We start from the raw sequence: 12,634 nt of genomic DNA on the forward strand, positions 1-12,634 counted from the left end.
GGAGGAGAGCGAAAGATGTTATCATCGATCACAAGACCGAAAGTGAAACAGTTCATGCGCGACTATCAGTTTGACCTGTTAGTCATTGGGGGAGGGATAACCGGAGCCGGCATTGCTCTTGACGCAGTGACAAGGGGATTATCCGTCGCCCTTCTCGACATGCAGGATTTTGCGGCGGGCACTTCCAGCCGATCGACGAAACTGATCCATGGAGGCTTGCGGTATTTAAAGCAGATGGAGTTGAAAATCGTTTCCGAAACCGGAAAGGAACGGGATATCGTCTATCGGAATGCACTTCATGTAACGGAGCCCGAGCGTATGCTTCTACCTTTCCACAAAGGCGGCTCATTCGGAAAGCTGACCACTTCTGCAGGACTATTCGTCTATGATAAATTGGCGGGTGTAAAAAAAGAGGAGCGCCGTGAAATGCTGTCACCCGAAGAGACGCTCGCGATGGAGCCATTAGTAAGGGAAGAAGGTTTGCTTGGCGGTGGACATTACGTGGAATACCGTACCGATGACGCACGGCTGACAATCGAAGTAGTAAAGAAAGCTGCACAAAAAGGTGCACTATGCCTCAATTACATGAAAGTCGAGCAATTTACGTATCACGACGACAAAGTGTCGGGTGTAACTGTCCGGGATATGCTCACAGGAGAAGTGACGGACATAAGCGCTTCCGTCGTCGTCAATGCGACAGGCCCTTGGGTGGATGAATTGCGGGAAAAGGACGAGGTGTCGAATGACAAACGGCTTCGATTGACAAAAGGAACGCATATTGTAATCGATAAGTCGAGATTCCCTTTGCAGCAGGCAATCTATTTTGATTCACCTGACGGCAGGATGATCTTTGCAATTCCGCGGGGCAATAAAGCCTATATCGGAACGACAGATACCTTCTTCGATGGTAACCGGGCCAATCCGGTTGCAACGGAAGAAGACATCGCTTATCTTCTTGATGCACTTCATTATATGTTCCCTTCCGTAAAAGCTGGCCGCAATGACGTTGAGTCGACTTGGGCAGGTGTGCGGCCGCTTATTTACGAAGAAGGGAAGGACGCTTCCGAAATTTCACGGAAAGATGAAATTTGGGAAGCAGGAACGGGATTGATAACAATTGCTGGCGGGAAATTGACCGGCTATCGCAAAATGGCTGAAACCGTCGTAGACCATGTTGTAAAGAGGTTGCCGACAACTTCGTTCGGGCCATGCGTAACGGAGTATCTCCCGTTGGCGGGTGGAGACTTCGAGAACGAAGAACAGTTTACAATCTTCATCGAGAGTAAATCGAATGAAGCTGAGTTATACGGACTTACGAAGGAAGAAGGACGAGCGCTTGCCTCATTATACGGATCGAATGTCGATCAGGTCTTTGCCTATGTGAGTGCGGTTTCAACAGAGAAGACAGCTTTACCTGCTCTGTTGAAAGCGGAAATCCTCTACTCCATTCACAATGAAATGGCCATGACGCCGTCTGACTTCTTTATAAGGAGGAGAGGGGATCTCTATTTCAACATGCCGTTTGTAAAATTGTATAAAGAGGCGGCAACGGACTATATGGGAGCTATCCTGTCCTATACCGAAGAAATGAAAGAGTTCTATCTCTCGCAATTGGATCAGCAAATAAAAGCAGCTGAAGGAAAGGTCGGTGAACGTGTGTGAATGAACATGTGCTGACGATGTCAGACGGTTTTTCCATCCATACGGTGAATGCGCAACCTGCAGATCGTCCTATCGCCCATATTCATCTGCTTCATGGAATGGCGGAGCATATCGGCCGATATGAAGAATTCATAACTTTTCTTACAAGCGAAGGTTTTGCTGTATCAGGCCATGATCATCGAGGTCATGGCCGGACAGCCAATTTAAATGGGAAAATAGGAGATTTCGGCGATGCTGCCGGCTTTGATCGAATCGTTGAAGACGCTCATGAAATCATCGGTTTTTACAGGGACAAATACCAACTCCCCCGTCTGATCCTTGTCGGGCATAGCATGGGTTCATTTGTAGCAAGGAGATATGCTCAAAAATTCGGAAGTGAACTCGATAAGCTTATTTGCTTGGGAACCGCCGGCGATCCTGGCATGGGACGAAGCATTGGACAAGCTCTGGCTCATATGAAAGCCAAGTCAACGAACTACGACGAACCCGACTATTTTATGAACAAGATGGTATTCGGCGGGTTCAATAAAATAGCAGGGACACCCAAAACACCTTTTGATTGGCTTTCGAGAGACACGAAAGCAGTGGAGAAATACATGATTGACCCGAAATGCGGTTTCGTGCCGACAGCCCGTTTTTTCACCGATCTTTTCGACGGGCTCGGGAAGATCAATGAGATGGACGATATACGACAAGTCCCTAACGGCTTGCCGATCCTTCTTTTATCAGGATTAGATGATCCTGTTGGCAATAAAGGCAAAGGAGTCTGGCAGGCTGCACGGCAATTTACCGATGCCGGCATTGAGAATATAACAGTCATGCTATACGAAGGCGGTCGCCATGAAATGTTGAATGAAGTGAATCGGGAACAAGTATTTAATTTCATAAAGGATTGGATAAAAAAAGAATGAGTCAATCAGATAGAGTCATCGCCATTGTAGGACCAACTGCATCGGGCAAAACTTCTTTAAGCATCGAGCTTGCCAAGAGGCTGGATGGAGAAGTTATCAATGGGGACGCGATGCAAGTATATAAAGAGTTATCTATCGGCACTGCAAAAATAACTGAAGAAGAAAAGGAAGGGATACCTCACCATCTCTTCGACATAAAGGAGCCTTCGGATTCGTTTTCCGTAGCGGAGTATCAGTATGCCGTGAGAAAATGCATTGAAGATATCCGAAGTCGAGGTAAACAGCCGATCATTGTCGGCGGCACGGGTTTGTATATCCAATCGGTACTATTCGATTTCAGATTTACCGAAGAGGCGGGAGACGAAAACGTCAGGGCTGAATTGGAAAAAGAACTTGAAACAGAAGGCGGCGCGGAACGTCTGTATCATCGGCTACAAGAGATGGATCCGGCTAGTGCAGAAAAGATTCATCCGAATAACCATCGACGTTTGATACGTGCGCTTGAAATCATCCAAGTTACTGGAAAAACGAAAAATGATCATGAACAAGGGGCTGGTGAGGCGCCTTTATATGATCATTTAATCGTTGGCCTCACACTGGAACGTGAAATACTCTACAGGAGAATTGATGTGAGGGTCGATCAAATGATGGAAGCTGGATTGCTTGAAGAGGCTAGGGGGTTGTGGGAGAAAGGCATCCGCAATGTCCAGTCGGTCCAGGCGATCGGATATAAAGAGCTGTATCAATATTTCCAAGGTGCCATCTCTTTGGATGAGGCAGTAGAGTTAATAAAGAAAAACACTCGTCATTATGCGAAACGCCAAATGACGTATTTTCGGAACAAAGTAGAAATCAGCTGGTTCGATGCTCATTCAGAAAAAGAAAAGATTATCGATGAAATTATATCGATTTTGAAGGGTTTTGAAGAGGCGGAATCGAATAAGTAAGAAGGCAAGAGAAATATAGAAGCAATTGGAGGCTGGGGTGTATGGCACAAGGTAATATGCAAGAAACATTTTTGAACTCACTACGGAAAAACAACACGTTCGTCACTGTATTCCTACTAAATGGTTTTCAGTTGAAAGGCCTTATCAAATCATATGATAATTACACCGTTCTTTTGGAATCGGACGGCAAGCAGCAATTGATCTACAAGCATGCAATATCGACGTATGTGCCTGCTAAACCTGTAGTATTAAAGGACGAGGAATAAAAACCATATGTCACAATGAAGGAACAGGTTTAATAGCCTGTTCCTTTTCCAATGGGAATATTATTACGCATTACTAGCTATAAGAACCCGAACTGATTGAAGTTTCACCTTATGAATCGCTCCGAGGCAATTCCCAGTGATAACGATAGGAGAGGATACGTAATGTTGCAACAACTACTAGCAATGCGTACAACGCCCAATCATAGCTGTATAGACCGATACCGACGAAAAATCCGGCACCGGCTGCCCAAACGGCATAAATGTCCCTTTTAAAGACGAGAGGACGCCTTCCAGCGAGTAGATCCCGGATCACTCCTCCGCCTGCACCTGTCAACACAGCAGCAACCATTACTGCGAATAACGACAGATTCAAATTGACCGCAAGCATCGCCCCTTGTATCGCGAACGCCGCTAGTCCGATGGCGTCAAAATAAGTGCCCCACCGATTCCAATGATTAATGATTGTTTTTGAAAAAAAGAAAATGAACGTTATTAAAATCGATGCGACGATGAAGAGGAAGTTTTGACTCCATAAAACGGAAGCTGGCAAGCCTAGAAGAACATTCCGGACAGCCCCTCCGCCGAACGCCGTCACCATCCCTAATATATAGACGCCGAAAATATCATATTTCTCTTCCTGCGCGATGAGTGCACCCGAAATGGCAAAAGCCGCAGTGCCGATAAAACTGAAAACATCCCAAGCCAATGAAGTTCCTCCTTGCTCCAAACATTTCATATAGTATATCAAATTAGAGCCTTTGCCAATTCGATCATTTTCCATTGACCAATCCCGACAGACTGATAAGATATTATAGTGACTATTTGTAGGAATGAGGAAATCGAAAATGATGATACGTGAATTTGCTTCTGAAATTGAATTAAAAGCGGAAGCAACAGAACAAAAACTTGCTCCTTATTTTAAAGAAGCGGATAAAACCGCTTTTTTCAATCAACGGAAAGTGCTGGCAGCATTCCGTAAAAACATGGTGAGCGATTTTCATCTGACCGGCTCAACGGGTTATGGATATGATGATAGCGGAAGAGATGTACTCGAACAAGTATATGCGGACACTTTCGGCGCGGAAGCCTGTCTCGTCCGTAACCAGATCATCTCAGGAACACATGCCATCTCACTATGCCTGTTCGGTGTACTCCGACCGGGGGATGAACTTCTGTACATAACAGGTAAACCATATGACACACTGGAGTCAATCGTATCGGGAAACGGTGAAGATACTGGATCGCTCATTGATTACGGAATCACATACAAGCATGTCGATCTTAAAGAGGATGGCTCAGTCAATTTCGAAGAAGTGAAGAAGAACATTCACAGCAAGACGAAAATGATCGGTATTCAGCGTTCAAAAGGATATTCGGACCGGCCCTCCTTCCTAGTTGAACAAATCAGTGAAATGGTACGCTTTGTCAAATCGATTAACCCGGACCTTGTCGTATTTGTCGATAATTGCTACGGGGAATTCGTGGAAACGAAAGAGCCGGTTGAAGTGGGGGCCGATCTGATGGCGGGCTCACTCATAAAAAATCCCGGCGGAGGACTTGCTAGGACCGGAGGATATATCGCGGGACGCGCCGATCTTGTGAAAAAATGCGCCTATCGCATGACTTCGCCAGGTATCGGGGCCGAAGCGGGTGCATCGCTTGATACACTTTTGGAAATGTACCAAGGCTTCTTTATTGCGCCACATGTCGTCAGCCAAGCCGTGAAAGGCGCTCTCTTCACAGCAGCGTTCCTGGAAAGCTTCGGATTTGATACGACTCCACATTATTCTGCTGCACGGACGGATTTGATACAATCCGTTAATTTTGGCAATGCAGAGCAGATGATCGCTTTCTGTAGGACCATCCAGATGAACTCGCCGATAAATGCGCATTATGCACCTGAACCGTCGTATATGCCGGGCTATTCGGATGATGTGATAATGGCTGCCGGGACATTCATACAAGGCTCCAGCATCGAACTCACTGCAGACGGGCCGATTCGTCCGCCGTACACGGCTTATGTACAAGGTGGATTGACATATGAACATGTTAAGGCGGCAGTCATGTCTTCCATGGATAAGCTGCTAGAAGAAAAGATGGTTGAAGAATAAATTAAAAAGAAGGGGCTGTCCAGAAAACAACAATCTGGACAGCCCCGAACTGTTTGTGCAAGTGATCTTGATCATAACCACTTGCGCGCTTGGAGTTCACGTTTCCATGAAAAGTTCTCGTTTATGCGCTCGGGTTCTCACGATCCGCGTCAAGCCTTCAAAAAAGCCACTGCCATAAAAAAAAGACTATCACGGAAAGTCGATTCATCAACTTTCCGTGCAGTCCTTTTCTATTAATTTTATTAATGGATCTGACGATAGACGCCGACAACTTTTCCAAGGATCGAAACCGTATTGACGATGATCGGCTCCATCGACTCGTTTTCCGGTTGCAAACGGAAATAATCCTTCTCTTTAAAGAAGCGTTTCACCGTTGCTTCGTCCTCTTCTGTCATGGCGACGACAATCTCACCATTATTGGCAGTATGCTGCTGTTTGACGACGACATAATCCCCATTCAGAATTCCGGCTTCTATCATACTATCTCCGACAATTTCAAGCATGAACAATTTATCGTCCGACGTGCCGTACGTATCCGGCAACGGAAAGTATTCTTCAATGTTTTCAATTGCAGTGATCGGCAAGCCGGCGGTCACCTTTCCGACAAGCGGAACGTGGACAACACCTGATTTCAGTGCTGTCAGACCTTCAGGATCCAGCACCTCAATCGCTCTCGGCTTAGTCGGATCCCTGCGGATGTAGCCCTTGCTTTCCAATCTGGCCAGATGACCATGCACGGTTGAGCTGGATGCTAGTCCGACAGCTTCTCCGATTTCGCGAACGGAAGGCGGGTACCCTTTCAGCTTCACTTCATCTTTAATAAACGTTAGGATATCCTGCTGTCTCTTTGAAATTTTCTTCATTTTTCCACCCCTCCAATTAATAGAATCAATGATTAGCAATTGTGCGAACAAAGGTCCGCAGCCGCAATTGTTTCTTAAAGAGAGTATAACAGGTGTTCGGGTGATTGGCAAACAAAGGTTCGAACATTTTATTGACTTCTCATAAAACCTGCCCTATAATGGGAACAGGTATTCCGAACAAACATTCTTGGAGGGGTTTTTAATGACTTTCATTCAAAAATACGGTTTTATTCTATTAATTATTTTCCTCTGCACAGCCTTTACACTCGTAGGTGTCATGAAAGAAGCAAAATCAGCCTCAACTTCATTCATTGAAGTAACAATAACAGAAGGCGATACACTTTGGGGCTTAGCGCAAGACTATTCCCCTGAGGAACACTCAAAGAAATGGATAGCGAAAGTAATGGAATTGAATGGCATGCAATCCACTATGATCAAATCAGGAGAAAGATTGAAATTGCCTACGGTTGATTCAGCAATCCACGATCCGATCATGACAGAATTGGCAGGAGACTAATGATGACGGGGAAAATGAAAACCTGTGTCCTATATTGCCGTGTCAGTACGGAAAAAGATGCTCAAGTCGCCTCTTTGTCCAGGCAGGAAGAGGAACTAAAGCGGCTTGCAGACGAGCTAGGGCTGAAGCCTGTACATATATTCAAGGAAAAACATAGCGGCTACGATATGGACCGAGAAGAATTACTCGACTTACTGGACTGCGTCCGTGATGAAAAGATAGACGCAGTTCTCGTACAAGATGAGACTAGACTTGGAAGGGGAAACGCCAGGGTCGCCATCCTGCATCTTCTTGCCAAAACGAATACAACAGTCATTACGAACCACGATAGCGGTGCGTTGAAATTGAACGAGATGGACACGATGCTGCTTGAGATATTGGCGATCGTTGAAGAGTACCAACGCAAATTGCACAACGCCAAAATCCGTAGGGGAATGAAACGGGCTGTCCGGGATGGCTACAGGCCGGAACGAAATTTGAAAAACAAAGGAAATCTCGAAGGACGCGAACGAATCGAAGTCCCGATCAGTGAAATCGTGTCCTTACGCCAAAAGGGCTTGACCTTCGAAGAAATCGCCGGCGTATTGAGAGGCCTCGGTCATAACGTAAGCAAAGCAACGGTCCACCGCCGTTATAAAGAATATGAACAAGAGCAGGAAGGCTGATGAGTTGCACTTCCTGCTCTTTTTGTATACCTTCAAAGTATAGTTTTAATGAGTTCCACTTCAATTGTGGACAATACAACTGGAGGAATTTTATGTTATCCCAAGATAAAATCAAACGTATCAACGAGCTATCAAAAAAGTCGAAAACAATCGGACTATCAATCGAAGAAGCAAAAGAACAAACACAACTGCGCAAAGAATACCTGGAAACTTTCCGGTCATCCATGCGGGACACAATCGAAAACGTCAAAGTGATCGATCCTGAAGGAAACGACGTCACGCCAGAAAAAGTGAAAGATGCACGAAACAAGAAGTTCCTCAACTGAACTTCCGGACATAGGATGGATTGTATTTCATCTATTTATTGACTACACTAGAGAAGGTATAACAATTGCAACTACAAGATAAAGCACGGGAAAGGATGTTCTGAATGACCGAAAAGATTGACCAATTAGCAATTAATACGATTAGGACGTTATCCATCGATGCAATCGAAAAGGCGAATTCCGGCCACCCTGGATTGCCAATGGGAGCTGCTCCGATGGCTTACACCCTATGGACGAAGCATATGCATCATAACCCTTCCAATCCTGAATGGTTCAACCGCGATCGGTTTGTCCTCTCGGCAGGTCACGGTTCCATGCTGTTATATAGCCTGCTTCATTTGAGCGGTTACGATTTGCCGATGGAAGAAATTAAGAACTTCAGACAGTGGGGATCACAAACACCTGGTCATCCGGAATACGGGCATACTGTCGGTGTAGAAGCGACAACTGGTCCACTCGGACAGGGAATTGGAATGGCAGTAGGAATGGCCATGGCCGAAAAACATTTAGCTGCGCTCTATAACCGCCCAGGGTTCGACATTGTCGATCACCACACATTTGCACTTTGCGGCGACGGCGACCTTATGGAAGGCGTTGCAGCCGAAGCGATTTCCCTAGCAGGTCATCTGCAATTGGAAAAATTGATTGTCCTTTATGACAGCAACGACATCTCACTAGACGGCGAGCTGGATATGTCATTCACGGAGAACATCCGAAAGCGTTTCGAATCATACGGATGGAATTATATCCGTGTTGAAGACGGCAACGATATTGAACTTGTTTCAAAAGCGATTGAAGAGGCGAAAGGTAATACAGGCGGGCCGACAATGATTGAAGTCAAGACGGTCATCGGCTACGGTTCGCCGAATAAATCCGGAAAAGCTGACGTCCATGGTGCTCCTCTAGGCGAAGATGAAATGAAGCTTACAAAGGAATACTACAAGTGGACATATGAAGAGGATTTCTGTGTTCCGGAAGACGTCTACGAGGCATTCAAAGAGGCGACAGATGAATTGGGAGTCAAGAAGGAACAGCAATGGAACGAACTGTTTGCACAATACGAGAGTGAACATGCTGACTTGGCGAATCAATTGAAAGCGGCAATCAAAGGTGAATTGCCTGAAGGACTTCCAGAAGCGCTTCCGACGTATGACGCCGGTTCTTCACACGCTACTCGATCCGCTTCAGGAGATGCCATCAACGCCATTGCAAATGTGCTGCCTTCATTCTTCGGAGGAAGTGCAGACCTTGCAGGCTCAAATAAGACGACAATCAAAGGTGCAGGAGACTTCCTGCCGAGCGATTACAGCGGCCGTAACATCTGGTTCGGCGTACGTGAATTTGCAATGGGTACTGCATTGAACGGGATGGCACTCCACGGTGGCTTGCATGTATTCGGCGGAACGTTCTTCGTATTCAGCGACTATGTTAGACCGGCAATCAGATTATCCGCCCTTATGGGTATGCCTGTCACATACGTATTTACGCATGACAGCGTCGCAGTAGGGGAAGACGGACCGACTCATGAGCCGGTTGAACATCTTTCATCCCTACGCTCAATGCCAGGATTGACTGTCATCCGCCCAGCTGATGGCAATGAAACTTCGGCTGCTTGGAATATAGCGGTCTCATCGAAAAATAGACCGACAGTACTTGTATTATCCCGTCAAAATCTGCAAGTGTTGCCGAAATCCGGTGAACTTGCAATGGATGGCGTGAAACGTGGAGCCTACACGATTTCTCCTGCCGAAAAAGACGTAGCAGACGGAATCCTCATTGCGACAGGCTCTGAAGTAAATCTTGCTGTTGCAGCTCAATCGAAACTCCGTGAAGAAGGAATCGATGTGTCAGTCGTATCCATGCCTTCATGGGACTTGTTTGAGCAGCAGGATGAACAATACAAAGAAAGCGTACTTCCAAAAGCAGTTAAAAAACGTCTTTCTATTGAAATGGGTGCTTCCCTCGGTTGGCATAAGTATGTAGGTGACGAAGGCGGAGTCATCGCAATCGACATGTTTGGGGCAAGCGCTCCAGGGGAAAAGGTTATTGAAGAATATGGCTTTACAGAAGAAAACGTAGTACGTGAAATGTTGACGATTCTCAGTCGCAACTAATCCTTACCGCTTCGGAATGTCATAAGACTACTTATTCCGAAGCGGTATTTTTCGCTATGTGATTGATTCACTATTGTAAAACTTTCGACAACAATAGTGCCTTTCTTTACCGTGTTTTGACAAACTTTTTACTTCTAGTGGGATAGACTATGTAAAAAGGAGTGACGGTCATGAGAACTTATGATATTTATAAAGTAAAAAAAAGATACCAATCGTTCATTCTAGGAAGGGAAGGGCTTCTCTATGATTTGCTTAAAGATCATGCGCAGGAGCAACAACCTTTGCAAGAAGTCCGTTATTTATGCGATGAAATTGAAGAGTCCGCAATTGACCAGGCAATCCTAAGCAACTTGGGGAAAAGTTTTACGACGGTCGAAAGCGATGATGGCGAATATAAATTATCCCATCCAGTGAAAGGTTCCATTCACATTTCACTTACCCCATATTCCCTACAAGCATATTGCGATGGCTCGCGTATGTTGGACCTCGATTTGTTTGTCGCATTATCCGGATCGGATGATCGTTTTTTTGCAGTGATGGACAAGCATGGCGAGTGGGGATGGCTGAAACCTGTCAAACAGGAAAACCATCTAGGAAATGATCGTACATTCTTATTTTAAATCTTTAATCGGTATAATATAGAAATATTTACAGCCGGTCATTGCTATCCGCAGCCCCTTTGTTGTATAATCCATCATGGTAGAGTATTCTCGAATCACGGTAGTGGAGGAGGTATAGCGGATGATAAGCATGATTTGGGTAATCCTCATTGCCGTCGTCGCGTTAATCGCAGGTGTGGCCCTCGGATTTTTCATTGCACGTCAATATATGATGAAATATTTGAAGGAAAACCCGCCGATCAATGAGCAAATGTTACGTATGATGATGATGCAAATGGGACAAAAACCTTCACAAAAGAAGATTAATCAAATGATGGCACAAATGAACAAAGTAAGTGACACTGCGGGTAAGAAAAAATAATTGGACAAGTAAGCAATAATGTTGAGATAACGCAGTTTGTGAGCGTTTCAACAAATGCTCGCTAATGAGTTCTTATAAATTATTGCCTGTTACAATGTTGTACAGGTTAATCATTCTACTGCAAATTGCATTTTGTGCTTAATCTTTCTTTATGAATACAAACTAACCACTTTTTCTGGTGAAAGATAAACCGGAAAGGTGGTTTTTTTGTTGGAATTAGAAGATGTATTAGAGGAATATCGCTATCACTGCTTAGCAAAAGGATTCACAGAAAAAACTATGAGAAATAAGCGTCAAGAATTGAATCAAATGAAAACATATCTTATGGAAAAGAGAGCTATAACAGATTTAGAGAGCGTTACCGTACATGACATGAGGGCTTTTATCAGACGGAAGCAAATAGCCGGATTACAGCCACAAAGTATTGTAGCGATGATAAAACTAATCTCCGCTTTTTTTAATTGGTGCATTTCAGAAGAGTATTTAGTTGAAAATCCGATGACCAAAGTAGAAAAGCCAAAAGTCCCTAAGAAGATAATGAAGGGGTTTACTCCTCAAGACATCCATAAAATGATTGATTCATTCACTTACAAATCTTATTTAGAGGCAAGAAATAAAGCTATCATAGCTATGCTGGCGGATTGTGGATTGAGGTCAATGGAAATTAGAGGTTTACGCTCAATCAATGTTAATGACACAACAATTATGATTAATGGGAAAGGGAACAAGGAGCGTATTGTATTTATAAGTCCAGTATTGAAGAAGATATTAATTAGGTATGAACGGTTAAGAAAACAATTTTGTAGAGAAAAGATGATTATTAACTCTGATAGATATTTTTTAACGTACTTAGGAGAGGGGCTAAGCCATGTGGCTCTTTATAATGTAGTCAAGGAGGCAGGGGAAAGAGCCGGCATTGTGGGTAAGAGGGTATCCCCTCACACATTCAGACACTTCTACGCAGTCCAGGCGCTAAGTACTGGTCAGATGGATGTATATTCTTTATCGCGCATTCTGGGGCATTCTGATATTGCTACTACACAACGATATTTGACCTCTTTAAGTGACATTCAGCTTCAGGATAAAGCTGTATCGTCAAGTCCATTAATGAATCTCTTTAAAGGTGATCCATCAAATGAATAGATTTAAACTTACTAATACTTTCGAAAACGTTTAATGAGGGCAGCTGAAAGCTGCTCTTTTTTAATTACTAGTTATAGATGTGATTAGGGGACAATATTTCTAGTAAGAAACAGTTGCAAATTGGTGGT

14 protein-coding genes are annotated in these 12,634 nt (G+C 44.5%); 12 read left to right on the top strand and 2 right to left on the bottom strand.

Translation table 11 applies throughout. The features are described from left to right. Nucleotides 1-15 precede the first annotated feature (15 nt). Genes M3193_RS02035 through hfq form a run of 4 tightly spaced genes read left to right on the top strand, consistent with a single transcriptional unit; the run spans nucleotide 16 to nucleotide 3,786 of the window. Nucleotides 16-1,662: a glycerol-3-phosphate dehydrogenase/oxidase gene (locus M3193_RS02035; protein ID WP_251624098.1), complete on the top strand. Its 1,647-nt coding sequence runs from the start codon at nucleotides 16-18 to the stop codon at nucleotides 1,660-1,662. Then, nucleotides 1,659-2,573: an alpha/beta fold hydrolase gene (locus M3193_RS02040; protein WP_251624099.1), complete on the top strand. Its 915-nt coding sequence runs from the start codon at nucleotides 1,659-1,661 to the stop codon at nucleotides 2,571-2,573. Before M3193_RS02035 ends, M3193_RS02040 begins: the two co-directional genes overlap by 4 nt. Continuing rightward, complete coding sequence (gene miaA / locus M3193_RS02045) at nucleotides 2,570-3,520, top strand: tRNA (adenosine(37)-N6)-dimethylallyltransferase MiaA (RefSeq protein WP_251624100.1); 951 nt, start codon at nucleotides 2,570-2,572, stop codon at nucleotides 3,518-3,520. Before M3193_RS02040 ends, miaA begins: the two co-directional genes overlap by 4 nt. Nucleotides 3,521-3,561: 41 nt before the next feature. After that, nucleotides 3,562-3,786: an RNA chaperone Hfq gene (gene hfq / locus M3193_RS02050; RefSeq protein WP_251624101.1), complete on the top strand. Its 225-nt coding sequence runs from the start codon at nucleotides 3,562-3,564 to the stop codon at nucleotides 3,784-3,786. 109 nt (nucleotides 3,787-3,895) lie between these two features. On the opposite strand, the gene M3193_RS02055 is transcribed toward hfq, so the two are convergent. Continuing rightward, nucleotides 3,896-4,492: a trimeric intracellular cation channel family protein gene (locus tag M3193_RS02055; RefSeq protein WP_251624102.1), complete on the bottom strand. Its 597-nt coding sequence runs from the start codon at nucleotides 4,490-4,492 to the stop codon at nucleotides 3,896-3,898. A gap of 139 nt (nucleotides 4,493-4,631) precedes the next feature. On the opposite strand from M3193_RS02055, the gene M3193_RS02060 reads away from it, so the two are divergent. Continuing rightward, nucleotides 4,632-5,897, top strand: coding sequence for an aminotransferase class I/II-fold pyridoxal phosphate-dependent enzyme (locus M3193_RS02060; protein ID WP_251624103.1), 1,266 nt, complete (start codon nucleotides 4,632-4,634; stop codon nucleotides 5,895-5,897). Between the two features lie 242 nt (nucleotides 5,898-6,139). On the opposite strand, the gene lexA is transcribed toward M3193_RS02060, so the two are convergent. Further along, the gene (lexA, locus tag M3193_RS02065) at nucleotides 6,140-6,760 is read right to left on the bottom strand and encodes a transcriptional repressor LexA (RefSeq protein ID WP_251624105.1); all 621 of its coding nucleotides are present in this window, start codon (nucleotides 6,758-6,760) and stop codon (nucleotides 6,140-6,142) included. Between the two features lie 202 nt (nucleotides 6,761-6,962). On the opposite strand from lexA, the gene yneA reads away from it, so the two are divergent. From yneA to M3193_RS02100, 7 genes are all read left to right on the top strand, one after another. After that, nucleotides 6,963-7,277, top strand: coding sequence for a cell division suppressor protein YneA (yneA, locus tag M3193_RS02070; RefSeq protein WP_251624107.1), 315 nt, complete (start codon nucleotides 6,963-6,965; stop codon nucleotides 7,275-7,277). A 2-nt stretch (nucleotides 7,278-7,279) separates the two neighbouring features. Continuing rightward, entirely contained in the window at nucleotides 7,280-7,942 is a 663-nt protein-coding gene (locus M3193_RS02075; protein WP_251624109.1) for a YneB family resolvase-like protein, read from the top strand. Between the two features lie 92 nt (nucleotides 7,943-8,034). Next, nucleotides 8,035-8,268: a DUF896 domain-containing protein gene (locus M3193_RS02080; protein WP_251624111.1), complete on the top strand. Its 234-nt coding sequence runs from the start codon at nucleotides 8,035-8,037 to the stop codon at nucleotides 8,266-8,268. A gap of 104 nt (nucleotides 8,269-8,372) precedes the next feature. Continuing rightward, nucleotides 8,373-10,382: a transketolase gene (tkt, locus tag M3193_RS02085; protein WP_251624113.1), complete on the top strand. Its 2,010-nt coding sequence runs from the start codon at nucleotides 8,373-8,375 to the stop codon at nucleotides 10,380-10,382. Between the two features lie 170 nt (nucleotides 10,383-10,552). Then, nucleotides 10,553-11,002 (top strand): sporulation inhibitor of replication protein SirA, encoded by a 450-nt coding sequence (gene sirA, locus M3193_RS02090; protein ID WP_251624115.1) that lies wholly within the window; start codon nucleotides 10,553-10,555, stop codon nucleotides 11,000-11,002. Nucleotides 11,003-11,126: 124 nt separating this feature from the next. Next, nucleotides 11,127-11,363 carry a YneF family protein gene (locus M3193_RS02095; protein ID WP_251627185.1) on the top strand — a complete coding sequence of 79 codons (237 nt, stop codon included), beginning with the start codon at nucleotides 11,127-11,129 and terminating at the stop codon, nucleotides 11,361-11,363. A 210-nt stretch (nucleotides 11,364-11,573) separates the two neighbouring features. Further along, the gene (locus tag M3193_RS02100; protein ID WP_251624116.1) at nucleotides 11,574-12,506 is read left to right on the top strand and encodes a tyrosine-type recombinase/integrase; all 933 of its coding nucleotides are present in this window, start codon (nucleotides 11,574-11,576) and stop codon (nucleotides 12,504-12,506) included. Nucleotides 12,507-12,634: the final 128 nt, after the last annotated feature.

Source organism: Sporosarcina luteola, assembly GCF_023715585.1.
Classification (GTDB): domain Bacteria; phylum Bacillota; class Bacilli; order Bacillales_A; family Planococcaceae; genus Sporosarcina; species Sporosarcina luteola_D.

Excerpts from the sequence above, each read along its gene's own strand:
- M3193_RS02035 (WP_251624098.1), top strand. The coding sequence starts at position 16 with ATGTTATCATCGATCACAAGACCGAAAGTGAAACAGTTCATGCGCGAC.
- miaA (WP_251624100.1), top strand. The coding sequence starts at position 2,570 with ATGAGTCAATCAGATAGAGTCATCGCCATTGTAGGACCAACTGCATCG.
- hfq (WP_251624101.1), top strand. The coding sequence starts at position 3,562 with ATGGCACAAGGTAATATGCAAGAAACATTTTTGAACTCACTACGGAAA.
- M3193_RS02060 (WP_251624103.1), top strand. The coding sequence starts at position 4,632 with ATGATGATACGTGAATTTGCTTCTGAAATTGAATTAAAAGCGGAAGCA.
- lexA (WP_251624105.1), bottom strand. The coding sequence starts at position 6,760 with ATGAAGAAAATTTCAAAGAGACAGCAGGATATCCTAACGTTTATTAAA.
- yneA (WP_251624107.1), top strand. The coding sequence starts at position 6,963 with ATGACTTTCATTCAAAAATACGGTTTTATTCTATTAATTATTTTCCTC.
- M3193_RS02075 (WP_251624109.1), top strand. The coding sequence starts at position 7,280 with ATGACGGGGAAAATGAAAACCTGTGTCCTATATTGCCGTGTCAGTACG.
- M3193_RS02080 (WP_251624111.1), top strand. The coding sequence starts at position 8,035 with ATGTTATCCCAAGATAAAATCAAACGTATCAACGAGCTATCAAAAAAG.
- tkt (WP_251624113.1), top strand. The coding sequence starts at position 8,373 with ATGACCGAAAAGATTGACCAATTAGCAATTAATACGATTAGGACGTTA.
- sirA (WP_251624115.1), top strand. The coding sequence starts at position 10,553 with ATGAGAACTTATGATATTTATAAAGTAAAAAAAAGATACCAATCGTTC.